Source organism: Novipirellula herctigrandis (assembly GCA_007859835.1).
Lineage (GTDB): Bacteria > Planctomycetota > Planctomycetia > Pirellulales > Pirellulaceae > Novipirellula_A > Novipirellula_A herctigrandis.
Window position 1 is genome coordinate 2,485,713 of sequence record SJPJ01000001.1, and the last position, 24,054, is coordinate 2,509,766.

Sequence of the window (24,054 nt, forward strand, 5' to 3'; positions counted from 1 at the left end):
CAACCATCCCAACCATTCACTCAAGGAACTATCCAGCCTATGACCAACCTACTCGAAACCATTCAATCTGGCCGGCAATCGAAGCCGCCTCGCGTCTTGCTTTACGGTGTCGAAGGCATCGGAAAGTCAACGTTCGGCAGCGAAGCCCCCAAGCCGATCTTCATTCAAACCGAAGACGGTCTCGACGAAATCGAATGCGATCGTTTCCCGCTGGCGACGAAGCTTGATGACGTCATCGCAGCCCTGAAAACGCTCGTCAACGAGAAACACGATTACGAATCCGTCGTGATCGACTCGCTCGATTGGCTGGAGCGACTCGTCTGGGACAAACTTTGTCAGCAGTACGCCGTCGAGTCGATCGAAAAGGTCGACGGCGGGTACGCTCGCGGCTACATGCACGCCCTCTCTCTGTGGCATGAAGTATTAGACCTGCTCAATGTGCTGCGTTCTCGTGGCATGGTGATCGTTCTCATCGCCCATTCCAAGGTCGAACGGTTCGAGGATCCCGAGTCCTCGCCTTACGACCGCTATTCGCCGCGACTGCACAAGCACGCCGCGGCTCTCGTCAAGGAATGGTGCGACGCCGTGCTGTTCGCGACTCGCAAGATGCGAACGCAAAGCGAAGACGGTGGCTTCAACCGCAAACGCACCATTGCTCACGCAATCGGCAAGGACGGCGGCGAACGCGTTGTGCGTGCTTACGGTTCGCCCAGTTGCGTGGCCAAGAACCGTTATGGCATCGCCGAAGAATTGCCGCTCACGTGGTCGGCGTTCGTGGCAGCGATGTCGGCCAACTGACCGACACAACCAATTTCCCTTTCTAAAGACTCCAGACGAAGGACTACCAACGAACCATGGCAAATCTCAACGGCTTTGATGCCAACACTGTCGAACCAGCCGACGAACTCGAACCGATCCCCACTGGCAAGTACATCGCGGTCATCACCGACAGCGAAATGAAACCCACGAAGTCTGGCACGGGCAATTATCTGCAGTTGACGTTTCAGATCGTGGAGGGCGAGTACGCAAACCGTCTTCTCTGGGTGCGTCTCAACCTCGACAACCCCAACGCGACCGCGGTGGAAATCGCCCGGCGGGAGTTGTCTGCGATCTGCCGGTCGGTTGGCGTCTTGGTGCCAACCGACTCGGCGGACTTACACAACCTGCCATGCGTGATTCACGTGCGAGTCAAACGCCGCAACGACACCGGCGAATTGCAAAACGAAGTGAAGGGCTACTCGAAGAAGGACGCTGTTGCTCAGCCGATTGCCGCGTCGCAAGTCAGCGGCACGGACGACCAGGCCACGTCCCCACCTTGGAAGCGTTAACCGCCCGACAGCTTCCAAGGAACGGCACCCAGTCAGCAATGGATTGTTGGCTGGGTGTTTTTATTCGCTCGTTGAACATCGAAATAAGCCACCATGATCAGACTCACGTTGCCGTATCCGCCTTCAGTCAATCATTACTGGCGACACGTTGGCAACCGCGTGTTGATCAGCAAGGAGGGCAGAAAGTATCGAGCGGCCGTCAGTTCGCTGCTGAATCGCAAGAACGTCGAAACGCTCACTGGCGACTTGATCGTCGACATCGTCGTTTATCCGCCTGATCGACGCCGGCGTGATGTCGATAACTGTTTGAAGGCGATGTTGGACTCGATGCAGTGGGGCGGTGCGTACGAGGACGATAGCCAGATCGTGCGGTTGACGATCGAGAAGCGAGAACCGGCACCGAAAGCGGGCAACGCCGAAGTTGTCATTCAACGCATCCCAGCACCGATGGGGAAAGCCGGCTTTCGTTCATGCTTGCGCTGCGACGAGGCCTTTGTTTCAACGGGACCAGGCAATCGCATCTGCGAAAACTGCACGTGCATCAACGACTTGCTGCCATCGTCGCTGCCTATTGAGCGAGGTAGCAAACGGCACAACGGGGAGTTGATGTGATGAAATTGCGTTCCTACCAACAAGCCGCTGTCGATGCGGTCTACGATCACTTGCGAAACCGCGACGACAATCCCGTCGCGGTCTTGCCGACGGGTGCGGGTAAGAGTCTCGTGCTGGCGAAGATTGCGTCCGACGCTGTTCAGCAATGGAACGGTCGCGTACTGATCTTGGCTCACGTCAAAGAGTTACTCGAACAGAATGCTGACAAGGTCCGTCGGCTGTATCCTGACATCAAGGTCGGGCTGTATTCGGCTGGACTCAAGAAACGCGACACGAACACGCCGGTACTCGTTGCCGGGATCCAGAGCGTCTACAAGCGAGCATGTGACCTCGATCCGTTCGATTTGATCATTGTCGACGAAGCCCATCTGATTTCAAAGAAGGGCGACGGCATGTACCGGCAATTCCTGGCCGATTGCAAAGTCATCAATCCGCATGTTCGTGTCATCGGCTTGACCGCGACGCCATTCCGACTCGACTCCGGTATGATCTGCTCGCCTGAGCACTTCTTGAATCAAGTCTGTTACGAGATTGGCATCAAGGAATTGATCCGCGACGGTTACTTGAGTTCGCTCATTTCCAAGGCCGGCGTGAATCGAGCCGATTTTGGTGGCCTTCATCTCCGCGCCGGCGAGTTCGTCAGCGAAGAAGTCGAGTCTTTGGTCAACGACGACGCCCTCGTGTCCGCCGCGTGTGGCGAGATCGTGGAACTGACGGCCGACCGCCGGACAGTGCTGATCTTTGCGTCGTCCGTCGCGCACGGGCGGCGTGTTGTCGAAGTGTTGCTGGCGAACCACGCCATCGAATGCGGTTTCGTCACTGGCGAGACGCCAGCCAGCGAACGAGACGAATTGTTGGCCCGCTTTCGTGGCGATGATCCGACCTCGCTGCTTGGCTCTGATCCACTGCGTTTCCTTTGCAACGTGAACGTGCTCACCACTGGTTTCGACGCACCGCGAGTCGATTGCGTCGTGATGCTGCGTCCGACCATGTCACCCGGACTGCTCTACCAATGCGTCGGCCGCGGTTTCCGCTTGCATCCCGATAAGGAGAACTGCCTCGTCCTCGATTTCGGCGGAAACATCGAGCGACATGGGCCGATCGACCAGATCAAGCCAAAGGACAAAGCCAAACGACCAGACCAAGGTCCGCCGGCAAAGGAGTGTGAGAAGTGCCATGCGTTAGTCGCATGTTGCTATGCGAATTGTCCCGAGTGCGGTCATCCGTTCCCGCCGCCGGAACGCGAAGCCCACGACGCCGAGGCAAGCGAGGCCGGCGTGCTGTCTGGCGAAGTCACTGATACCGAGTGCGACGTCCAAGACATCATCTATCGCATCCATCGCAAACGTGACGCGGACGAGGACGCACCACGATGCCTGCGAGTCGACTACATGATTGGCTTGGATCATTGGCAGAGCGAATTCATCTGCATCGAGCACTCTGGCTACGCACGTCGAAAAGCCGAAGCGTGGTGGCGTGATCGGTGCCTGGATCCTTGTCCGACCAGTGCAGAAGAAGCCCTCGACATCGCCGACGCTGGTTTGCTTGCAGCGACCGAAACGCTGACAGTCCGCTCAATCGCAGGCCAGAAATACGATCGCATTATTAGACAGACGATTGGTGAAATTCCAAACGCGGCATTGGAAGAGGCACCATTTTGATGGCCGATTTGCGGGAGCAGGTTGCGATTCATCGCCAGCGTGGATGGTTTTGCGTACCGCTGCGCCCTCGATCGAAGTCACCGGCACGACGTGACTGGACTAATCTGCGATTGAAACCCGAGGTCTTTCCCGAGCAGGGTAATATCGGCATCATTCTTGGCGAACCGTCAGGGTGGCTCGTCGATGTCGATCTCGATTGTCCTGAAGCGATCGAACTAGCCGACAGCTACCTTCCGCCAACGCCGGCGATCACCGGCCGGCCGTCAGCCCAACGATCGCATCGTTGGTACTTGGCAGTTGGAGCGACGACCGAGAAACACGCCGATCCAAATAACGGTTCGATGATTGTCGAGCTGCGATCCACCGGAACTCAAACTGTCGTCGGCCCCAGCATCCATCCCGAAGGCGAAACCTACGATGTTCTCGAAAGCGAACCAGCGACCGTCCCCGCACCAATGTTGGCTGCGTGCGTGAAAGCACTCGCCGACGCGGTGATCGTCAAGCGTGGTGTGCCGGTATCAATCAAGCAGCCGACCTCATCGACGCGGTTTGCGTCGGATGGTGATGTCGAGGCCCGAGCCGTTGCCTACTTGAATGCCATGCCGCCGGCGATTGCGGGCAGCAGCGGTCACTCGCAAACGTTCGCCGCCGCGACAGCGCTGGTTCACGGTTTTGGCATCGAACCGGATCGTGCCCTGGCGATTCTCGCTGCGGACTACAACCCACGATGTTCGCCGCCCTGGTCCGATCGCGAACTCCAACACAAGATCAACCAAGCCGCCATCAAATCTCACGACCGGCCGTTTGGTTGGCTCCGCGATGACGGTCCGATCGAAACGGCAAGCGACGTCGATCTGTCCGGTTTCATGACGATGCCAAAGGTGGCCGTTTCCGAAGAGGATAAGCCGCCGTCCAAATTCACAGGCATGGCGGATCCTGGAATGTTGCCCGAGCGGTTGTTTGAAGTTCCCGGATTCGTTCGCCGCGTCATGGACTTTTCGCTCGCCAACGCACCGTATCCGAACATCGGTCTCGCGTTCTGCGGCGCGATGGCATTGCAATCGTTCCTGGCCGGTCGCAAAGTCGCGACGACTGGCGATCTTCGCACAAACCTCTACTTGCTCGCGCTCGCCGGCAGCGGAACAGGCAAGGAATTTCCTCGAAAGGTGAATTCGCAAGTCTTATTTCAAATCGGCGAGGCGAATTCGATCGGTGACAAGTTCGCGTCGGGCGAAGGCATCCAAGACGCCCTCGTCCGCAGCGGTCGCATGCTGTTTCAAAACGACGAAATGGACGGCGTACTGCGGCAGATCAATCTCGACCGCGAAAACAGCCGCGAGTCAATTCCGAACATTTTGCTGACGCTCTACACGTCCGCTGGCGATGTCTATCCGATCCGCGTGAAAGCAAACCAGAAAGAGGCACAGCATGTCGATCAGCCGCACCTGACGTTGTTCGGCACCGCGACGCCTCAATACTTCTACGAGTCGTTATCGAAGCGAATGTTGACCAACGGGTTCTTTGCTCGGCTGAATATCATCGACGTTGGCAAGCGCGGCAAAGGTCAAACGCCCGGATCGGCAAGAGATGTTCCCGAGGAGGTTTTGGAGATCGCGAAGTGGTGGGCGGACTTCGAGCCTGGAAGTGGCAACTTCATGAAGTTCCATCCCAAACCACTCCGCGTCGTATTCACGCCGGAAGCGGAAACCGCGATTACGGAATTACGTGAACAAACCGAAGTGGAATACGACAAGGCCGACGACGCCGGTGACGAGGTGGCTCGTGCCGCATGGAGTCGGACGTGCGAGCACGCCAAGAAGCTGGCGTTGATCTACGCGGTCAGCGAAAACCATCTTCAACCAATGATCACGATTGATGCCGTGCGTTGGGCCAGCGAGTTTTCGCTGCACCAAACCCGCCGGCAGCTCTACCTCGCATCGGTTCACGTCGCCGAGAACCCGTTTCACGCCGAGTGCTTGAAATTCAAGAAACGTCTCGCCGACCGACCCAACTACACCATGGCTCGTCGTGAAATGATGCGTTCGATGACGTTGAAGGCAAGCGATTTCGATCAAATCGTACAAACGCTGATGCAGCAGGAAGACATCGAACCGGTCACGATCGAAACGCGAACCAAACCGGCGTCGGGATATCGCCTCACCACGGTGCCCGATCTGCCCAAAAAATCCGTCAGCCAATCCGTCAGCGATGGTGCCGACGATTCTGACGTGTTGACGACCAATGCAACCGATTCGACCCCGGAATGAGCGAATCTGTCAGCAAACGTCAGAGGGTCAAACTGACGGATTCGCTGACGGTTTCGGTTGATGAAAACCCAACGATATACGAATAAAAACACTCTCTCTCTTAATACGTCAGTGTGTCAGTCCCACTCGCCCGCGATATACGTTTGCACGCATGAGGGGGCTGTCTGACGGATTCATTCATGACGTTTCTCTATTTCCCCTCGCTCAAGAAGTCGTTCGCCATGCCGCAATGCTTGAACTGTCAGTTCTATCGCCAAGACAAAACCACGACGGAGCGAAACACCGGCAGCGGTGAATGCCGCAAGCGTCCGCCAATCGTTCCACGTGACTCACACGATCGCTTCTATCCTAATTTTGCCATCTTCCCAACTGTCTTCGAGAACGATTGGTGCGGCGAGTTCACTCCACGACGCAACGCGTCGGCCGTCCGCCGCAACATCGAAGCCAACGCCGCCTTCGACGCGGCATCGCACGGGGATTCGAGGGTCGGCGACGTGTGCGGTCTCACCGGCAACGCGTAGGTACTCCCGGCCGATCCGTTCTCTGGTCAGGGCTACGGGAACAGCAGCCTTATTAGGCACAGTTAGTTTCGATTGTCCGAACAAGATTTCACGTCCGTCCGAACGCATCGGATCCCAAACCAACCAACCAGCAAACCAACGACCGACCGAACCCTTCCCGCTTCATTCTCTCGCCTTGGAAGGGCAAGCATGCAGGTCGAAATGTGGTCGCTTGATCGAATCAAGCCTTACGAAAACAACCCTCGCATTAATGACGACGCAGTCGATGCCGTCATTCTCTCGATCAACGAGTTCGGCTTTCGCCAGCCAATCGTGGTCGATACCGCCGGCGTCATCATCGTCGGACATACGCGTTTCAAGGCGGCGACGAAGATGGGACTCACGGAAGTGCCTGTTCACGTCGCGAAGGATATGGAACCCGAGGCGGTCAAGGCATACCGCATTGCGGACAATCGCACTGGCGAGAACGCGCAGTGGGACTACGACCTGCTGCCATTGGAAATCGGCGGATTACAAGAATCAGGTTTCGATGTTGAGTTGCTAGGCTTCGACGCCGATGAACTCGCCAAGCTGCTCGATCCCGGCGTCACACAGGGTTTGACGGATCCGGACGACATTCCCGAACCGCCAGACGAAGCGATCACGCAACGCGGTGATCTTTGGATTCTCGGCGATCACCGCTTGCTGTGTGGGGACTCAACCAGTGTCGAGGACCTCGATCGGCTGCTCGCCGGCGCGAAGATCCACCTCTGCAATACCGATCCACCGTACAACGTGAAAGTTGAACCACGCAGCAAGAATGCGATCGCGGCCGGCAACAGTTCGTTTGAGGCTGGCAAAAGCAAGACGAAAGAAGGCCCGAAGAAGATGAGGGCCAAGGATCGGCCGCTCGCCAACGACTTCGTTTCGGACGAAGAGTTCGACCGATTGCTGAAAGCGTGGTTTGGCAACATCACTCGCGTGCTCGAACCCGGCCGTTGCTTTTACATTTGGGGTGGCTTCTCCAACATCGCAAACTACCCACCGGTCCTGGCCGCGGCCGGTTTGTATTTTTCGCAGGCCATCATTTGGGACAAGCAACACCCCGTGATGACCCGCAAAGATTTCATGGGGGCACATGAGTGGGCGTTCTACGGATGGAAAGAAGGTGCAGGCCACAAGTACTTCGGGCCAAACAATGCGACTGACCTGTGGCACGTCAAGAAAATTGCCCCACAGAAACTCGAACACCTCACCGGCAAGCCGGCTGAACTCGCGGTGTTGGCAATGCAGTATTCATCCCGCAAGGGCGAGAACGTGCTCGACCTGTTCGGCGGGAGTGGCTCGACGCTGATTGGTGCCGAGCAGACCGGCCGCAAGGCGTTCTTGATGGAACTCGACCCGCCGTACTGCGATGTGATCGTTGATCGTTACCAACGCTTCACCGGTAAGAAAGCAATCCTCGAACGGACCGGCGAGTCGCCAATCCCCGTTGGCAAACGCGAGGAGAACATGCGGTGACTAGAGTTCCTTGCAGGACCAAGCTCCGTCGTCAAAGACATAGACGAATCGAGCGCCGCAATTCCTCGCAAAGTCAATCAGTGAGCCGTTGGTCGGCAACTTGGCCGGCGGATCGCCGTCTGAGAAGCGTTCGGCCTCGCCTGTCTCGCGATTCAGACAACGCAAGTCGCCACTCGAGACGAGTTCCTCGGCGGCGGTTTGAGTTTGGTAGCTTTGCATCAGAATTTCTCCGGTGTGTTCGGGGTAACCGTCGTAGTGAAGGTAGACCGCTGCGTACGTTCGGTCGGCGCGGCGGACGGCGATCGTCGCTCGTGTGGACATGGTGGTTTCTCCTCAGTTCGTTGTGTCGGTCGGCAGTCGTTCGACGACGTCCGGTGGAATGGAAAGCATCAGCGACCGGCCGCCCGCCCAATCGACATCGACTTGCGTCCAATCGCTATGCGGATAAACGCCGGCCACCGTTCCGATGGTGCCGGCGGGAATCGGGTCGGGATCGTCGGTCATCGAAAGCAACCGCACGCGATCGCCCGCCTTAAGATTCGTTTTCATGGTTTCGTTTCCTAGGTGCGAGCGTTGTTGGTTTCGTCGACCAGTGCGGCGACTTCAGAAAGTTGAGCGTTGACCAAGTTCAACGCTCGCACGTGTGCCCATCGCAGTGCATTGTTGTCCGGCCGAATCATTCGGTCGAGTTGCAACTCGATGTGTTGCAGCAGGTCGCGTGCTATCTGGTGAGCATTTTCGTAGGCCGGCGCGGGTTGGATTGGCCGAGGGTTAAGCGTTTGAACTTTGCTCATTGCTGGTCTCCTTTCTCGTTGAGATAGATTTCGGTGCCGTTTTCGAGTTTGACCTTGGCCGCGTCGACGCGTTTCGCATCGGCGACGATTGTTTGCACTGGTAGTCGTTCTTCAACTTCGATTCGCCGGCCATCGGCGAAGACAACAGTCGATCGCCACCGCTGCGGTTGCACATTCGTCATTTCATTTCTCCGTTCGTGTTGTTTGAAAAACCGTTCGTACAACCACACATGAGCCATGAGTTTGCCGGCACATCAAGCGACGTCCGCGAAACATTCCAAAACTTGTGAATGTTTCTCGCCTGAACGCAATTACCCGCGACGTTGCCGCGTGTCGCGTCGCTCGGTTGCGCCGCGTGGTTACGGCCGTCACGACGAAACGCCCGCACGTTGCCAACGTCGGGCGTTGTCGGCGGCGTTCGGCCTAGAAGCCGAGCGGTACCAAAACGTGGGCGTTCTTGCCCGTGACCGCGAACTCTTCGCCGGCCGTCGTCCTCGCGTAGATCGCGTCTCCGCGGCGGACCACATATTCCACCACGCCGGCTTCAAAGTTGTCGCCGGCGATCGACCGCAGTTCGTAACCCATGTCGGGTTCCGGCGGTGCGGTTTCTCCTTCGGCCAAGTCGGTGACTTGGCGGACGTTGCAAATGAACTTCATCGCTACGCCCTACGCTCTCGCCGTGAACCGGCCGCGATCCGTTTTGACGAACCGGCTTTCATCACCGCGTTTCATGTCGCGCAGGATCGCCGAGTACAGCGTCGCGTGGGGCGTCTTGCCGCCAGGGCTTTCCCACAGGCCGGCGTCGACCATGGCCGCGATCATCTCTTGCGCGTTCATGGGTTCGCCGCTGTCGGTCAGAACCTTCAACGCTGCTTTGACGCAAGAAAGCTTCTTCTCGCCCGCCGGCGTCGCAGTCACGTCCTTTTTCTTCGGGACTCGTTTTCGGGAACGCGTTTCGGTGGCCGGCGCGTCGGTCGCCGCGGTGCTTCCGGCCGGTCCTTGCAACCTGCCGGCCGTTTTGATCCGCACCTTCTTTCCCGTGGAAAGATTGGTCGCGTCCCAGCCGCCACTGCGGTTCTCCGCGTCAATTCGGACCGTGACCTTCTTGTTGGTGACCTTCGCGAAATACTCGCCACCGATCTTTACGTCTGCATTCTTCATCGTTCGTTCTCCGTTTGGGTTTCGTTCGTGGTTGGCTGCCATCGTCAGGCCGGGGGAACCACCCGCGACAACGCCCGATTGCGTTTCGGCTTCTCTCCTTGCGAGTCGTACCGCGGTTCCGTCCGCGGCGGTCGCCTTGCGGCGGGCGGGTTACACAACCGCGCCCAGCAGGCTCTTGTTGAGCCGGTCGAGCATCTCGCAAAAGATGTAGTGCTCTTCCAAGAGCGGGCCGTCCGGTCCCAGGTCCGCGTCGGCTTTCTCAAGGGCGTCGACCAAAGGGCGAAGCTCGTCGGCGATCTTGTAGTACGACTGGCGGATTTCTTGGTACGTGTCGGCGTCGAGCTTTTGCATCTCAGTGCGAAGAGCGGCGACTTTCGTCTTTTGGGTTTCGTTCATGGCCATGGTTTTGTCTCTCGTGAAAAAGGTTTTGAAATCGTTTTGCCGTTTGGCGTTAACACACATGAGCCATCCGGTTCGGCACGCAGCAAGCGAAGTCTGGAAGTAATTCGCAGTCTTTCTCGATGTTTCCAAGCGTTGCCGACGTTGGCGCATGTGGGCCGGCGAGGAAAAACGGTATGGTTCGCCGAGCGTTGGCAACAGCGCACGACACGGGCCAACGTCGTCGTCGGTTCAACGAGAAACGGCCGCGCTGGCGAGCGCGGCCGAAAGGTTGCGGGCAGGAATCTATTCGCCGGCCGGAGCAACGAAGTCCTTCAATTCCTTGAGCCGTTCACAAAGGTGTTGCAGCGAACCGACGTGTCCCCAGTTGATGGGATGGTTGGCATCGGGGGCCGGCATGTCTTCGACAATTTGGTGAAGGTCTTCGAGCAAGGTCAAAGTTCGGATATGCGCGGTGGTGTAGGCGTCTTCGACTCGGGCGGTGTTCTTTGCCATGGTTGGGTCTCCGTTGTTGGAAAGGGGAAATGCGTTTGCGTTGACACACATGAGCCATGCGGTTTCAGACACAGCAAGCGGAGTTCGGGAAAGTTTTTGAATGTTTCCCGAACTCGTTTTCGCTGGTCGCGATTAGCAATCGCGGCATGTTTCCCAAGCCCGCTTGCTGCCGTAGCAAATCTGACCTCCCTCGACGATGTAGATGATCGCGTCTTCGGCGACGTCTTGGTCGTCGAAATATTCGCTGGGATCGTCTTCGCTCGCTTCGTTTATTTCCGCGCCGCTGGTTACACCAGCGATACGGTTTTCAAAGGGCCAGTTCTCTTGCGTCATCAAACGCACTTCGGCGTCCGGACCGTGTTCGTCGCGGTACTCTTCCAGCAATCCGATCAGTTGGTCGATGGTCATGTTTGTGTCTCCGTTGGGGTGAGTGAAAAACCGTTTCGTATGACCACACATGAGCCATGCGTTTCAAAACACATCAAGCGAATCCAGCTTGTAATTCGCAGTCTTTTTGAATGTTTCTCGATCTCGCCGACGCGGCCCGAAATTGCGGCGTGTGTCGCGACGCGAAACGGTGGCCCGCTATTAGTCACATACGCCGTTGACGCGACACGATGTACGCGTGCCCCGATAAAACGAAAGAAACGTCGCGAGGTACATCGCGGCGTTCGTCGAGTGGACGGCCGGCAGCGGCTAGACCGCTTGGTCGTATTTGCGGGCCAACTCAAGAAGCTTCTTTTTGACCGGTTTCCAATCGCAGTTTTGTTGGCCGACCGAAAGTTCGCCGAAGCGTTTGTTGCGAAGCTCGCCCTTGTACCAACCCTTGGTCCATCCAAGGCGGTAGAAGAGCCGGTTGAGTTCCGTTTCGCCGTGGCCGGCGTCCGGTCGGTCCCAGCAAGATTTGGTGCCGGGTTTCTTCGCGTAGTCCCATCCGCTGCAGCGTTTTGTATTGAGGGCGAGTTCTACCAAGCCCAAAATCATCTGGATGTAGCCGATCAGCTTCGTTTTGTTGAGCGTTCCGGCGAAGGCCCGAATCTCGATCCGGTTTCGGCCGGCGGCCAGGTGCGTCAAATTCAAAAGGTGGTAGCGGTCTCGTTCGCAGCGAGTCTTCGCGGCATCTTTGTTTCCGTACGTTTTGATTTGTTTCGCCCAATGGGTTCGTTCGCGGCGTTTGGTGCCGGTCGAAGCGTAGATGGCTCGTTCGTGATTCGCGATCAGCGAAATCAGTCGGGCCAATGCCGCGGCGTCGCCGTTCCAGGAAACCGTTACGTGCAGGCCGCAAGATTCGTTGACCCGCGCGCCGCGTTCTTTGATCGCGTCGACCGCGGTTTCTACGTTGGCGAGTCCTTCGTAGCCGCGAAGGACCGGCGATACGAACTCGCATGGTTTGCGTCCGGCCGGTGTGCGGATGCTACCGTCGCGTTCCGCTTTCCAACCCGCGGGCAGCCAAGCGACCGGCAAGCCGTTGTGGTATCCGCCGATCGGCGTGCGGTCGGTGCCGGGCATGTGGGTTTCGATTTCGATACCGAAGGCGATGTCGTTGGCGTTCATTCGTGTGTCTCCAAAAGGCGTGTAATTCTTTTCGTTGACACACATGAGCCATGCGTTTCGAGACACATCAAGCGAAGTTCAGAAGTAATGTTTCAGTAATTCCAAGGTTTCTTTTCACCCGTACACGAGGCCAGTTTCGGCCCAACGTCGCCAGCCAAAAGATGCGGCCGACGATGCCAAACATGCAAGCCAACGCGACAGTCGCCGACGTGTGCGGCGTGTTGCGAACCAACCCACGGATCCAGTCATGGAAGGCAAACGAGAGAATGTTGACCCCACGAAACTTTCGGTCGAGCAACTTTCAAAGTTGTTGAGCAACGCGTACCGCCAGCGCGTTCCCGAGGAACAAATCGCCGCCGACCTAGAAGCCGGCGCACCGACAAACGTCGACGGCACGATCAACTTGGTCGTCTACACCGCTTGGCTCTTACAGGAGATGCACCGTGGCGACTGACCCGCGACGAATGAAACCCAGCGAGTGCTGCCGGACGCTCAATAGCACGCAGCTCGGTGAGGCGATTAACGAACGCCAGCTCTATCGCTATCGAACGCGAGCCGGTAATCGTATTGGAGACGGAACGCACGTCGATCTTCTCCGCTTCACTGCGTGGCTAATCGAAGAGCGCCATCGTCCGAAGCCGCCAGCCGACGAGGATCCCTACGGGAAGGTCAAAGACAAAGCCCGCGCCCGTAACGCAGCGATCGCATTGGCAGGTCGAGACATCGGTGACTTGCCTGTAGTTGAGAATCCGCAGCGCAAAGCGAAGGCAGCCGGTAGTTTCCGATACTTCTGCGAAGCATATTTCTCGTTGACGTTTCATCTGCAATGGTCGCCGGATCACTTGAAAGTGATGGAGCGAATCGAAGAAGCGGTCGTTCGAGGTGGACTGTTTTCACTGGCGATGGCTCGCGGTAGCGGCAAGAGTTCGCTCGCCGAAGTCGCGTGCATCTGGGCAGTGCTCAATGGTTATCGCGACTTCGTGTGTTTGATCGGCAGCGATGAAGGGCACGCCTGCGATATGCTCGACTCGATCAAAACGGAACTCGACGCCAACGAATTGTTGCTAGCCGACTATCCGGAAGTGTGTTTTCCGATCCAGGCATTGGACGGAATCTCTAACCGCGCTAACGGTCAGCTCTATCAAGGGAAACGCACACAGATCGGTTGGACCGCCAAAGAGGTCGTGTTGCCAACGATCGCCGACAGCAAAGCGAGCGGTGCGATCATCAAAGTTGCCGGCCTAACCGGACGCATCCGCGGAATGAAGTTCAAGCGGCCGGATGGACGCACGGTTCGGCCGTCGCTGGTCGTGCTCGATGATCCGCAAACGGACGAGTCTGCTCGTTCGCTATCGCAGTGTGCAAACCGCGAAGCGATCCTTGCCGGCGCGGTGCTCGGACTTGCCGGCCCAGGCAGAAAGATCTCTGGCATTATGCCTTGCACCGTCATTCGTCCCGGTGACATGGCCGACAACATTCTCGATCGCGACAAACACCCGGAATGGAACGGTGCGCGAACGCGAATGGTCAACTCATTTCCGACCAATGAGACCCTATGGCAACGCTACGCCGAAATCCGCGCCGAGGGCTTGCGTGCCGGTGACGGTGGAGCTGCCGGAACCGAGTTCTATCGCGAGAATCGCCAGGCAATGGACGAAGGTGCCGACGTCGCGTGGAAAGAGCGATTCAATTACGATGAACTGTCGGCGATTCAGCACGCGATGAATTTGAAACTACAAGACGAAGCCGCCTTCTTCGCCGAATATCAAAACGAACCATTGCCGGAAGAACGCGTCGATGCCGATCAACTCACCGCCGAGCAAGTCGCTGCCAAGATCAACGGTCTGGAACGACGCTGCGTTCCCATTTCGGCGAACCATCTCACTGCGTTCATTGACGTTCAGCAAAAGCTCTTGTTCTATGTCATTGCCGCTTGGGAAGACGAATTCACGGGCTACGTTCTCGACTACGGAGCGTATCCCGATCAAAGCCGAGCGTACTACACGCTTCGCGATGCACGCCACACGCTGGCAACCGCCGCCGACGGCACGGGACTCGAGGGCAGTATCTATGCCGGCCTCGAATCACTCACCAAGGATTTGCTTGGCCGTGAATGGAAACGCGACGACGGCGCGGCCATGAAGATCGGGCGGTGCTTGATCGACGCCAACTGGGGACATTCCACGAACGTGGTTTATCAGTTTTGCCGGCAAAGCCCGCATGCTTCGATCCTATTGCCTTCGCATGGTCGTTTCGTCGGTGCGTCCTCGAATCCATTCAGCGAATACAAACGCCGCCCCGGCGACCGCGTGGGTTTGAACTGGCGAATCCCGAGCGTCCACGGGAAACGAGCGATCCGCCACATCATCTACGACACGAATTGGTGGAAGTCCTTCACGCACGCGAGGCTCGCTGTCGCAATGGGCGATCGTGGTTGCTTGTCCGTTTACGGCAACCAGCCCGAAACCCACCGCATGTTCGCCGAGCAAATCACCGCCGAGTACTTCATCAAAACCGAGGGCCGCGGGCGAACCGTCGACGAATGGAAAGCCCGCCCCGAACAGCCCGACAACCACTGGCTCGACTGCCTCGTCGGCTGCGCAGTCGCCGCGTCGATGCAGGGTGCGTTGCTATTTGGAACCGATGGGGAACCGACTCCCCGACGCGAGCGAGTCAGTTTCAAAGAACTGCAAAAGCGAAAACGGAACTAAATCGTGCCTTTCTGAACATTCGCGTACAAGTGTCGTCGGCTACGGCATAGGTAACCAGGGATGAAGCAATATTTCAAACCAAACGTTAACCATGCCAGAAGAGTTGAAAGATGTGATTCACGACAACGCATCGGGGCCTGCGAAGGCTTCGGGTGATGCGGGTTCCGTTGAGCAGCACAAGCTGACGGAGCAGATCGCTGCGGACAAGCATCTCGCTGGCAAGGACGCGGTTCGCAAGCCGAATCGCGGTTTGCGTTTTAACAAGATTGTGCCGCCTTCGGCTGGCTGATCTTTCTTTCGTTTTGCGAAGTGCATAGGGCTGCCGGGGACGGCAATAGGATTACAACACGGATGTTGAAGATGTTGTCAGGGATCATTGAGCAAGCATGGCGAGGTGGAGCTTTCCGCTCCTCATCCGCGTCGGGACGCTCACTCCGGCAGCCCTTCTTTTCGCGGCTTCGTGCGAAGTACGACGCCGCGAATACGACGCTCGACAATATGAAGCATTGGTCGCGGGCCGATGGATTGTCGGCTGCGGCTGCGAATAGCACGGATGTTCGACGTACGCTTCGCAATCGGTCGCGATACGAGGTCGCCAACAACAGTTACGCTCGCGGGATCACGCTGACGCTGGCGAATGACGTGGTTGGCACCGGGCCGCGTTTGCAAATGCTGACACCGGACGATGCCGCGAATCGTTTCGTTGAAGCGGAGTTTTTTGCGTGGGCCGAGGCGGTTGGATTAGCCGAAAAACTGCGAACGATGCGACTGGCTCGTGTATCGGACGGTGAATCATTCGGGTTGCTAACCAGCAACGAGCGAATCGACGCGAAAGTGAAACTCGATTTGCGATTGATCGAGGCCGACCAAGTTGCCTCGCCGACGCTGGTTGCTGACCGATCACGATACATTGACGGGATTCAGTTTGATGCCGACGGAAACCCGATCACTTACGACGTGCTTCGCGAACATCCTGGCGATGTGACGTTCACGATCGACGAGGAGTTTGACACGGTCCCGGCCGCCGCTGTGTTGCACTACTTCCGTTGCGATCGACCAGGACAAATTCGCGGCATTCCCGACATCACGCCGGCACTGCCACTATTCGCACAACTGCGTCGATTCACATTGGCGGTGCTTGCTGCCGCCGAAACTGCTGCTGAGTTCGCCGGCATTCTGTACACGGACGCTCCGGCGAATGGTGAAGCCGACTCCGCCGAACCGTTCGAGCCAATCGAACTTGAGAAGCGAATGCTGCTCACGATGCCGGGCGGCTGGAAAATGGCTCAGATGAAGTCGGAGCAACCTTCGACAACGTACGCCGAGTTCAAGAAGGAAATCCTCAACGAGATCGCTCGTTGTTTGAACATGCCATTCAACGTCGCCGCTGGTAATTCATCCGGCTACAACTACGCCAGTGGGCGACTCGATCATCAAACCTACTTCAAGTCGATCCGAGTTGAGCAAACCCAACTCGCTCGCGTCGTTCTGGATCGCTTGTTGAGTGCTTGGCTTCGCGAAGCCATTCTCATCGAGGGCTATCTGCCCAACTCGCTTCGCACGCTCGATTCAACGTTCGAGCATCAATGGTTCTGGGATGGTCACGAGCATGTGGATCCCGCCAAAGAAGCCAACGCCCAAAAGATCCGTCTCGCCAATCATACGACGACTCTGGCCATCGAATTCGCGCGGCAGGGGCGTGATTGGGAGACGGAACTCAAACAGCGTGCCAAAGAAGTATCGCTAATGCGTGAGCTTGGTCTGTCGGCCAGCGACGAAACTGAAACCAAACCCTCAACCAAGGTCACGGAAGACAATGCCGAAGACACAGCACGCGCCGCTTGAAGCCGACGCCGAATCCGTCCCCTGTTCGCTGCGAATCGTTTGTGATGATGCGGCAACGATCACGCTTGCTGCTGCCGAGACACCGGAAGAAGGTAGGCCGTCGCTGCGCAAATTCTCCATGACTGCATACACCGGTGGTGCGATGCGGCTTGGTGGCTGGCCGTATCCGGTCGTTGTTGATCTGGCCGGCCTGCGAGTGACTCGGAAATCTCGCCCGATTTTGAAAGACCACGATCGGGGCAGCATCGTCGGACACACCGACGACATCGCGATCACCGACAAGTCGCTTGAGGTTGCCGGCGTGATCTCAGGTGTCGGTGCGACGGCGCAGGAAGTGATCGCGACCAGCGAAAACGGCTTTCCATGGCAGGCGTCACTGGGAGCGAGTGCCGACAAGGTTGTCTTCATTCCTGAAGGCAAAACAGCGAGCGCAAACGGTCGGGAGTTCAAAGGGCCAGTCTACGTCGCTCGCAAGTCAAAGTTGGGCGAGGTCTCGTTCGTAGCATTAGGTGCTGACGACGATACCGAGGCCCGCGTCGCTGCCGGCAACCACGTCGAGGGTGATGATCCTGGCGATGTGGACGAAGACACCGAAGGCCTGGAACCCGTCAACGCAAGTTTGAACATGAGTCTAAAGCCGAAGCCCAAATCCAAACAGGGTTCATCGCCGGTTGCCGAGATGCGTGCCCAGGCCGCGGCCGAATCACGACGCATCGCCGGCATTCGCGAGGTGTGTGACGACAAACACGCCGCGATCGAAGCCGATGCGATTGAACACGGTTGGAGTATTACGAAAACGGAGTTGACTGTCTTGCGAAGCGAACGACCAAAAGCTCCTGAATCCGGCACGTCCAAACCTGGATTCACCCGCGAAGTGCTCGAAGCCGCGGCGTGTTTGTCGGTTGGCATCGACGAAAAAACGCTATTGGCCAGCTATGGTGAACGCACTTTGAACCAGGCTGATCCGATGCGACACATCGGTTTGAAAGAACTGGTGGCCGAGTGTGCTCGCATGGAGGGCATCGACGTTCCACGTGTGTTCGGCGACGGAACGGCAACGATCCGTGCTGGTTTCTCGACGATGAGTCTGCCGAGCATCCTCGAAAACGTGATGAACAAGACGCTGCTGGCGGCTTACACCAACACGCCGATCGCTGCATTTGATCTGTGTAGCGTCGGCACCGTGTCCGACTTCAAGGAAGTCTCACGCTACCGTCTGCTCGGAACGGGCGGGTTTGAACAAGTTGCTCCCGACGGTGAACTGAAGCACGGCAAGTTGTCCGAACAGAAATACAGCAACAAGGCCGACACCTATGGTCAAATCTTGACGCTTACACGTCACGATATCATTAACGATGACCTGTCGGCCTTTATGGACATCCCACGTCAAATGGGACGCAGTGGTGCCGAGTCGATCGACGATCTGTTCTTCACGCTCTTGCTGAAGAACGCTGGCTTCTTCTCCTCGTCCAACGCCAACTTGCTGCAAGGTGCCGATACCAAGTTCGGACCCGATGCACTGACCGTCGCCAAGACCACCTTCCGCAAACAGAAAGCCGGCCCCGGTGGCAAACCCAAGGACCAAAAGCCGATCAACATCCGGCCCGAGTTCCTGGTCGTGCCAGTTGAGCTGGAAACGGAAGCCGAACTGTTGATGGGATCGTCGCAATTGATGATCGACGCCCAGGGATCACCCACCAAGATCCCAGTCGATAACCCGCACCGCAACAAGTACCGAATCATTTCGACGCCGCACCTATCGGACTCTTACTACCCCGGTGCCAGTGCCGCCGCGTGGTACTTGTTCGCCAACCCGCAAGTGTTGCCGGCATTCGAGATCGTGTTCCTCAACGGACGTCGCACGCCAGTCATCGAACGCGTAGAAATGCCACCAAACACGCTCGGCATGGGCTTCCGGTCTTACATCGACTTCGGTGTGAATTCGCAAGACCACCGTGCCGCCGTGAAAGTCGCCGGCGAGTGATTGCCCGCTGATCGTTCATTCTCAAGCCTACCGCCTCTAGCCTGACAACTCCTATGCAAGCTCAATTCATTCACGATGGCAAACAAGTTGACTTCACACCCGACGTCGACGTCCCTGTCGGCTCGATCGTCATCCAAGGCGACCTGGTCGGCATCACCAAACGCGACTTGAAGGCCGACGCGCTCGGTTCGATCGCGGTCGAGGGAGTGTTCGATATTCCCAAAGACCCCGCGGACGCGGAAACCTACACCGCCGGCCAGATGGTGTACGCGACCGTCGACGGCATCGTCACCGAAGTGCCCGACGGTTCGGTCTACCTCGGAAAAGTTGTCTCCGATGCCGAACCGACCGACAACTTCGTTCGCGTTCGCTTGAGCCAGTGATGACCCACCGTGAACAACCCCATTATCGCGGCCGTCGGTGCGGTCCACGTCCACGAGGGTGTGACCATTCCGATCGTCACCGACTATGAAATCACCGCCGGCAGCGTCGTTGTTCTCGGCAAGCTGGTTGGCGTTGCCAAGTTCGGCATCTGTCCCAAGTCTCGCGGCAGCATCACCGTCGCCGGCGTCTTCGACGTTGTCAAAGACCCAACGACCAACATTCCTGCTGGCACCATTCTTTACTGGTCCAAGATCAGTCACCACGTCATCAAGAACCAGTACCAGCACTCGTTGATCGGCATCGCGGTGGAGGACGCGCCACCGAGTTCGCTGACCGTCAAAGTCAAACTGACTCAGTAATCACACCTAACACAAGGTCCTCGCATGAAAGCGAAACTGCGCACGCTTGGCGTCGCATGCTTGCTACTGATTTGCACGGGCTGTTTGCCGGAGGGCGACGTTCAAGTCCGCTCGCTGCCGGCACCACCGCCCGAACAACCGATCGCCAATCTTCCCACCCCGTTACATCAACGAAATTGGACGGGACGTCTCAATCAAGGCAGCTGTGTTCATGCCTCGCTTGTGAATCACCTGCGTTGGCTCAACGAGTTTGAACTCGGCGAACGTTGGCGTGCGACCTACAGCGATGGCGAGTGGGACTCTCGTTTGCGAAACCGACTCGACGCGGCTGACATCGACTACAGCTATACGACCAAAGCCGACCCGCGATTTCTGGATTGGGCGACGGCGACTCGGCGCGGTGCAATCCTGTGGTGGAAGCCGGCCCATTGTTGCACTTTTGTCGGCTGGGTGAATCGCGACGGTCGGCAATACGCAGCGATTCTCGACAACAACTATCCCGGCCGGTTTGAACTCACGCCACGCGAACAATTCGTGCGTCTCTGGGCTGGCTACGGCGGGTTCGCCCTGACGGTGATGGAAGACCCGGCCAGTTCCTTGCCCTATCGAAGTTATGAGGTCATTGATGAAAGATGAAATCCGGATCCGGCTTAGCGTCGGTCTAATTGTGGTCGCTGTACTACATGCAGTGATGCTCGGAGCAGTGTTCACGGCCTTGCACCGAACTCCCGCAGCCGACACGAACGAATCTTGGCGATTGCCGGCGGCAAGACCCATCAACGAGGTTGGAACGCGAATCCAACAACTACCGCAACCCTCGCACGTCAATTTGGAAGCACAAGGCGAACTGAAACAACAGTCTGGCTACTGTCCGCCGTGTCCACCGAATGCGATTCCAACGGTGCAGCCGTATCGTATCGTGCCTACAGGCCCAACAATTCCAGCACCGATAATCGTCACTCCCGCGTCGACGAGCAGCACGCGACCGGCAACGCCAGCCGAACAAGCAAAGAAGCGTTATCAAATTGCATTGTTTGTCGGCAGCGACGCCATTAGCCAACGTTTGCTTGATTGGTTCAATACGGACCCAAATCTGGTGAAGTTGAAAGCAAAGTGCGCATTTCAAGTTTACACCGAATCAAACGCGCTTTACCGAACACGATACGCAGACATCGTGCCGGCAGACCAATTCCCTGTCGTGCTTTTCCAGGACTCAACCGGCGGGCATGTCCACGCGGCGGGTCACACCATGTTGCCATCAACTGCTCGTGAACTCTACGACGACCTGCGACACGGCTACGAGCTCTATCAACAAACACGCCAAGCCCAGAAGACTGGTGCACTAAAGACGCGAGGGTATTCCTGGGACGCTGCGATCTCACCAACGCTGCAGCTCTCGTCCGAGGATTGCCCCGATGGTTATTGCCCGATTGAACCAGCCGACAATAGATGGCGGCCTTTCGATCGGGATCATGACGGAGATCGCGATCGACTCTTCGACCGAGACTCTGGTGGGCGCAACGCGTTGATTTGGGCGGGGGCTGGTGAGATGGCCACCCTCGCGTTGATCTTCGTTGCGGTTCTGTTGCTCGGATTCATTCTCATTAAACGAGGCCTGTGAAACTTATGATTCTTGGAATTGCAACTGTCGTCGTCCTGGTCCTGGTTGCCGTCGCCATTCTGCCGGCGAAGAAGCGAGACCGTGACTCATCCAACCCGAACTTCGTGCAGTCGTTTACGCGGCCGGCGAACTTTCGGCAACAACAACTCAGCGAAGAAGCGGAAGCGATCGCTGACGAATATCAACGGCGAGCCGACGAAGCCTGGCGTGAAGAGCTTGGCGAGAAGGCGACCGCCCTGTTTCAGTCGAAAACGACATCAGCACCGAAGCCACGCAAATCGTGAGCGACATGTTGCAACGAGGTCAGTCGTGGCTTTCCGCCAAGCTGACCCAGTTCGCCTCGCGGGCGGTCATCTACCAGCGTGATGAACTCTCGGTTGAACTGCCGGCCACAATCGGTAAGTCGGAATACGAACAGGATGACGGCGAAGGTGTCATCACGCGTGCCCAAGTCCGTGACTTCCTGATCAATACCAAAGATCTACTGACATCGGATATCGGCACCTGGCCCCGCCGCGGCGATCGCATTCTCGAAACGGACGGCGACACGACCTTCGTTTACGAGCTGATGTCGATCGGGAATGAGCCTCCATGGCGTTACAGCGACCCTTTCCGCGTCAAACTCCGCATCCACACCAAACTGGTTGACACGATCACATGACAGCAACGCCTGCAACCGTCATTCAAATTGCCGAAAGCATCGTCGCGGAAATCAACGCAGGCGACTTCAGCAAGACGAATCTCTCCGCGCAGCGACTCTACGTCCCCAACTTCGATCTCGAAGACATGAAGGAACTGCGAGTCACCGTGGTACCTCGCGAGGTTGAATACCTGCCGCTCGATCGTGCGTCGAACAAGTATCACGCGACAATCGACGTCGCGGTCCAGAAGAAGTTCAGCAAGGGCGATGCGAAAGAGATCGACCCGCTGGTGTTCTTTGTCGAAGAACTGGCCGACTACTTCCGGCTCAAACGACTCAATTCGTTCGTGGCAGCCCGCTGTATCAAAGTCGAAAACTCCGTCCTGTACTCCTCGGAGCATTGGACCCAGTTCAATCAATTCACGAGCCTGCTTTCGTTGACGTTTGAGCTAGCGAAATGATGCACATTCGGGCTCGCGTGCATTTCACGCCGGGCCAACTGAAAAAGAAGGTCAACCAAGCGACTTTCAAAAGCATGAATCATGCTGCCGGCACCATCCGGACGACCGCAAAACGATCCATCCGCAAACGCAAGAAACCATCCAACCCCGGATCTGCGCCCAGTTCGCCGACCGGAATGCTGCGTCGCGTGCTCCGCTATGAAGTGGACCGCGAACGCGAACAAACCGTCATCGGTCCAGTGAACGAAATTGCTGGCCGGTTGTGGAACCTGCACGAATTCGGTGGCGTTGTTACCAAGCGACGCAAACTGAAACGACATAGGTTCCGCGTTGGCGAGCACGGGCCGATCCGTGCGAAACAGCCGGGCAAATTTGCCCGCATCAAGTTGCTGACCGTCGCTCAAGCCAACCGAGCCACACGACTGATCGAAGAAGAAAACGAACGACGTGGAGCCAGCAAGCCGCGACGCTATCCCGCTCGCCCGTTCATGAAACCAGCCCTCATCGCCAACCAAGCTCGCCTGCCAAAGTTCTGGCGCGACTCGGTGAAATAGTCTCTCGACCCAGGATGGAATCGAAACATGTCAGCAGAAGTGAAACTCGGTCTCGATGCCGTCCTGACCATCGACGGGGCCGAGATCAAGAACGTCAAGGACTTGACGGTCAATCTCGAAAAGGCCGAAGCCGACGCATCGACTCGTGACAACAACGGATGGCGAGCCACAGTCGGAACTCTGAAAGATGCCTCAATCGAGTTCACGGTGCTCAATAAGAACGGCGACACCTCGTTCGGGATGCTGCAGGGACTTTGGAGCAGCGGAACGCCGACGGACGTTGGCATTTCAGATGCTGGTGGTTCGCTGACGCTGACGTGCGAAGTCATGAACTTCAATGTCAATCAAAACCTCGAAGAAGTCGTCTCGGCCGACGTCACGCTCAAACCAACCCAGTCGTCGTCCGGCGGTGGCATGAATGTGGGAAGCGGGGCTTAACCAGAGGAAACTCCCTGACCCAAATTGTCAGTTTTACCCATAGTTTGGATCCAACGACACCAAAATTTCTTGTGCTGCCTCAGGCAACCCAGGCGGAACCAAACACTCTTTCGATTGGCCCATCCATCCTGCAGTCTGAACTAGACGTTTCCTCGCCGATTCGATGTGGGGATAGCCCACATACTCCGTTTCTGCGAATGTCTGCCAATCATCGGCATCGAACCGTCCAGTGCGAACCCGCGCAAGGAACTTGCAAAATGCATATTCAGTTACGTCGAACCGCTCAGTCATGTTGCAACTTTGGATTTGATAGTACGCCGAACAAGTTTGGTTTGAGAGTCTGCGGCTAGCGGTTCAAAAGGTAAGCCAACGCCTCTTCTCTCGTATGAAATGGCAGCTGTTCTGCTTCATAGTCAGGGGTTAAGACGAAGCACTTGCCGTCATCTAATCGGAACGATTTTTCACCGAGTACGAAAGTACCAAGAGTCCCCGACATGTCTGGGATGCGATACGAGATCATCGTCCCGTCATTGTCTTCTACGCATAGATCTCCATCTAACGCTTTGTGACCAAGACCATGATTAATGGACGCTCCGGAATTCTCAACGGTGCCGGAGTAGGTGCCTAGCACAACGAAAACAAAAATCTCGACGCTCATTTCTGAGCCGATTTGAAAGCACTGAATTGGCGATGTAGTCATGCTTTTCCTAGATGAACGATCAATAGAACGATCCTTTTCTCCAGCCCCGAAACGTGGTTGATGCC

General features: G+C 57.0%; 33 protein-coding genes and 1 other RNA gene. 21 read left to right on the forward strand and 13 right to left on the reverse strand.

The features are described 5' to 3' along the window. Window positions 1-39: 39 nt before the first annotated feature. From CA13_RS09150 to CA13_RS09180, 7 genes are all read left to right on the forward strand, one after another. Window positions 40-798, forward strand: coding sequence for an ATP-binding protein (locus CA13_RS09150; RefSeq protein ID WP_146395708.1), 759 nt, complete (start codon window positions 40-42; stop codon window positions 796-798). 56 nt (window positions 799-854) lie between these two features. After that, window positions 855-1,328 carry a DUF669 domain-containing protein gene (locus CA13_RS09155; protein ID WP_146395710.1) on the forward strand — a complete coding sequence of 158 codons (474 nt, stop codon included), beginning with the start codon at window positions 855-857 and terminating at the stop codon, window positions 1,326-1,328. Between the two features lie 93 nt (window positions 1,329-1,421). After that, a complete protein-coding gene (locus tag CA13_RS09160) occupies window positions 1,422-1,940 on the forward strand; it encodes a RusA family crossover junction endodeoxyribonuclease (protein ID WP_146395712.1) in 519 nt (172 codons plus the stop codon). Then, window positions 1,940-3,601, forward strand: a complete 1,662-nt coding sequence (locus tag CA13_RS09165) for a DEAD/DEAH box helicase (RefSeq protein ID WP_146395713.1) — start codon at window positions 1,940-1,942, stop codon at window positions 3,599-3,601. Before CA13_RS09160 ends, CA13_RS09165 begins: the two co-directional genes overlap by 1 nt. Continuing rightward, window positions 3,601-5,868 (forward strand): bifunctional DNA primase/polymerase, encoded by a 2,268-nt coding sequence (locus CA13_RS09170; protein WP_146395715.1) that lies wholly within the window; start codon window positions 3,601-3,603, stop codon window positions 5,866-5,868. Before CA13_RS09165 ends, CA13_RS09170 begins: the two co-directional genes overlap by 1 nt. Before the next feature lie 179 nt (window positions 5,869-6,047). Further along, window positions 6,048-6,389: a hypothetical protein gene (locus CA13_RS09175; RefSeq protein WP_146395716.1), complete on the forward strand. Its 342-nt coding sequence runs from the start codon at window positions 6,048-6,050 to the stop codon at window positions 6,387-6,389. 189 nt (window positions 6,390-6,578) lie between these two features. Continuing rightward, the gene (locus tag CA13_RS09180; RefSeq protein WP_146395718.1) at window positions 6,579-7,889 is read left to right on the forward strand and encodes a DNA modification methylase; all 1,311 of its coding nucleotides are present in this window, start codon (window positions 6,579-6,581) and stop codon (window positions 7,887-7,889) included. On the opposite strand, the gene CA13_RS09185 is transcribed toward CA13_RS09180, so the two are convergent. The 11 genes from CA13_RS09185 to CA13_RS09235 all read right to left on the reverse strand — a co-directional run bounded on the left by CA13_RS09185 (window position 7,890) and on the right by CA13_RS09235 (window position 12,292). Further along, window positions 7,890-8,210, reverse strand: a complete 321-nt coding sequence (locus CA13_RS09185; protein ID WP_146395719.1) for a hypothetical protein — start codon at window positions 8,208-8,210, stop codon at window positions 7,890-7,892. It lies immediately after the preceding gene. A 12-nt stretch (window positions 8,211-8,222) separates the two neighbouring features. Further along, window positions 8,223-8,438 (reverse strand): DUF4314 domain-containing protein, encoded by a 216-nt coding sequence (locus CA13_RS09190; protein WP_146395721.1) that lies wholly within the window; start codon window positions 8,436-8,438, stop codon window positions 8,223-8,225. A gap of 11 nt (window positions 8,439-8,449) precedes the next feature. After that, window positions 8,450-8,683: a hypothetical protein gene (locus tag CA13_RS09195; protein WP_146395723.1), complete on the reverse strand. Its 234-nt coding sequence runs from the start codon at window positions 8,681-8,683 to the stop codon at window positions 8,450-8,452. Next, complete coding sequence (locus CA13_RS09200; RefSeq protein WP_146395724.1) at window positions 8,680-8,865, reverse strand: hypothetical protein; 186 nt, start codon at window positions 8,863-8,865, stop codon at window positions 8,680-8,682. Before CA13_RS09200 ends, CA13_RS09195 begins: the two co-directional genes overlap by 4 nt. A 241-nt stretch (window positions 8,866-9,106) precedes the next feature. Beyond that, a complete protein-coding gene (locus tag CA13_RS09205) occupies window positions 9,107-9,340 on the reverse strand; it encodes a hypothetical protein (RefSeq protein WP_146395726.1) in 234 nt (77 codons plus the stop codon). Window positions 9,341-9,349: 9 nt separating this feature from the next. Further along, on the reverse strand, window positions 9,350-9,844 hold the full coding sequence (locus tag CA13_RS09210) for a winged helix-turn-helix domain-containing protein (protein WP_419194118.1): 495 nt from the start codon (window positions 9,842-9,844) through the stop codon (window positions 9,350-9,352). A gap of 29 nt (window positions 9,845-9,873) precedes the next feature. Continuing rightward, window positions 9,874-9,935: hammerhead ribozyme type II (locus tag CA13_RS09215), an RNA gene on the reverse strand. A 59-nt stretch (window positions 9,936-9,994) separates the two neighbouring features. Beyond that, complete coding sequence (locus CA13_RS09220; RefSeq protein WP_146395730.1) at window positions 9,995-10,246, reverse strand: hypothetical protein; 252 nt, start codon at window positions 10,244-10,246, stop codon at window positions 9,995-9,997. Between the two features lie 282 nt (window positions 10,247-10,528). Then, window positions 10,529-10,738 carry a hypothetical protein gene (locus CA13_RS09225; protein WP_146395731.1) on the reverse strand — a complete coding sequence of 70 codons (210 nt, stop codon included), beginning with the start codon at window positions 10,736-10,738 and terminating at the stop codon, window positions 10,529-10,531. 132 nt (window positions 10,739-10,870) lie between these two features. After that, complete coding sequence (locus CA13_RS09230; RefSeq protein WP_146395733.1) at window positions 10,871-11,146, reverse strand: hypothetical protein; 276 nt, start codon at window positions 11,144-11,146, stop codon at window positions 10,871-10,873. A gap of 288 nt (window positions 11,147-11,434) precedes the next feature. Next, window positions 11,435-12,292, reverse strand: coding sequence for an amidoligase family protein (locus tag CA13_RS09235; RefSeq protein WP_419194119.1), 858 nt, complete (start codon window positions 12,290-12,292; stop codon window positions 11,435-11,437). Window positions 12,293-12,539: 247 nt separating this feature from the next. Between CA13_RS09235 and CA13_RS09240 the strand changes: the two genes are divergently transcribed. From CA13_RS09240 to CA13_RS09305, 14 genes are all read left to right on the forward strand, one after another. Beyond that, window positions 12,540-12,746: a hypothetical protein gene (locus CA13_RS09240; protein ID WP_146395737.1), complete on the forward strand. Its 207-nt coding sequence runs from the start codon at window positions 12,540-12,542 to the stop codon at window positions 12,744-12,746. Further along, complete coding sequence (locus CA13_RS09245) at window positions 12,736-15,003, forward strand: terminase gpA endonuclease subunit (RefSeq protein ID WP_146395739.1); 2,268 nt, start codon at window positions 12,736-12,738, stop codon at window positions 15,001-15,003. Before CA13_RS09240 ends, CA13_RS09245 begins: the two co-directional genes overlap by 11 nt. 91 nt (window positions 15,004-15,094) lie before the next feature. Next, the gene (locus tag CA13_RS09250) at window positions 15,095-15,292 is read left to right on the forward strand and encodes a hypothetical protein (RefSeq protein ID WP_146395740.1); all 198 of its coding nucleotides are present in this window, start codon (window positions 15,095-15,097) and stop codon (window positions 15,290-15,292) included. A 62-nt stretch (window positions 15,293-15,354) separates the two neighbouring features. Further along, complete coding sequence (locus tag CA13_RS09255) at window positions 15,355-16,848, forward strand: phage portal protein (RefSeq protein ID WP_146395742.1); 1,494 nt, start codon at window positions 15,355-15,357, stop codon at window positions 16,846-16,848. After that, window positions 16,820-18,832 carry a phage major capsid protein gene (locus CA13_RS09260; RefSeq protein ID WP_146395743.1) on the forward strand — a complete coding sequence of 671 codons (2,013 nt, stop codon included), beginning with the start codon at window positions 16,820-16,822 and terminating at the stop codon, window positions 18,830-18,832. The genes CA13_RS09255 and CA13_RS09260 overlap by 29 nt, the downstream gene beginning before the upstream one ends. Window positions 18,833-18,885: 53 nt before the next feature. Further along, window positions 18,886-19,215, forward strand: a complete 330-nt coding sequence (locus CA13_RS09265) for a DUF2190 family protein (RefSeq protein ID WP_146395744.1) — start codon at window positions 18,886-18,888, stop codon at window positions 19,213-19,215. Between the two features lie 9 nt (window positions 19,216-19,224). After that, window positions 19,225-19,575, forward strand: a complete 351-nt coding sequence (locus CA13_RS09270) for a DUF2190 family protein (RefSeq protein ID WP_146395745.1) — start codon at window positions 19,225-19,227, stop codon at window positions 19,573-19,575. 24 nt (window positions 19,576-19,599) lie between these two features. Beyond that, window positions 19,600-20,211, forward strand: coding sequence for a hypothetical protein (locus CA13_RS09275; RefSeq protein ID WP_146395746.1), 612 nt, complete (start codon window positions 19,600-19,602; stop codon window positions 20,209-20,211). Further along, window positions 20,201-21,196, forward strand: a complete 996-nt coding sequence (locus CA13_RS09280) for a hypothetical protein (protein ID WP_146395747.1) — start codon at window positions 20,201-20,203, stop codon at window positions 21,194-21,196. The genes CA13_RS09275 and CA13_RS09280 overlap by 11 nt, the downstream gene beginning before the upstream one ends. Further along, window positions 21,193-21,480 carry a hypothetical protein gene (locus CA13_RS09285; protein WP_146395748.1) on the forward strand — a complete coding sequence of 96 codons (288 nt, stop codon included), beginning with the start codon at window positions 21,193-21,195 and terminating at the stop codon, window positions 21,478-21,480. The genes CA13_RS09280 and CA13_RS09285 overlap by 4 nt, the downstream gene beginning before the upstream one ends. A 5-nt stretch (window positions 21,481-21,485) precedes the next feature. Continuing rightward, window positions 21,486-21,857 (forward strand): hypothetical protein, encoded by a 372-nt coding sequence (locus CA13_RS09290; RefSeq protein ID WP_473087507.1) that lies wholly within the window; start codon window positions 21,486-21,488, stop codon window positions 21,855-21,857. After that, window positions 21,854-22,297 (forward strand): hypothetical protein, encoded by a 444-nt coding sequence (locus tag CA13_RS09295; protein WP_146395752.1) that lies wholly within the window; start codon window positions 21,854-21,856, stop codon window positions 22,295-22,297. Before CA13_RS09290 ends, CA13_RS09295 begins: the two co-directional genes overlap by 4 nt. Next, on the forward strand, window positions 22,294-22,851 hold the full coding sequence (locus CA13_RS09300) for a hypothetical protein (RefSeq protein WP_146395754.1): 558 nt from the start codon (window positions 22,294-22,296) through the stop codon (window positions 22,849-22,851). Before CA13_RS09295 ends, CA13_RS09300 begins: the two co-directional genes overlap by 4 nt. Before the next feature lie 27 nt (window positions 22,852-22,878). Further along, on the forward strand, window positions 22,879-23,289 hold the full coding sequence (locus CA13_RS09305; RefSeq protein WP_146395756.1) for a hypothetical protein: 411 nt from the start codon (window positions 22,879-22,881) through the stop codon (window positions 23,287-23,289). 33 nt (window positions 23,290-23,322) lie between these two features. Here CA13_RS09305 and CA13_RS09310 read toward each other — a convergent pair whose 3' ends face one another. Together CA13_RS09310 and CA13_RS09315 are read right to left on the reverse strand one after the other, a co-directional pair. Next, the gene (locus tag CA13_RS09310; RefSeq protein WP_146395758.1) at window positions 23,323-23,580 is read right to left on the reverse strand and encodes a hypothetical protein; all 258 of its coding nucleotides are present in this window, start codon (window positions 23,578-23,580) and stop codon (window positions 23,323-23,325) included. A gap of 55 nt (window positions 23,581-23,635) precedes the next feature. Further along, window positions 23,636-23,989 carry a hypothetical protein gene (locus CA13_RS09315; protein WP_146395760.1) on the reverse strand — a complete coding sequence of 118 codons (354 nt, stop codon included), beginning with the start codon at window positions 23,987-23,989 and terminating at the stop codon, window positions 23,636-23,638. Window positions 23,990-24,054 lie beyond the last annotated feature (65 nt).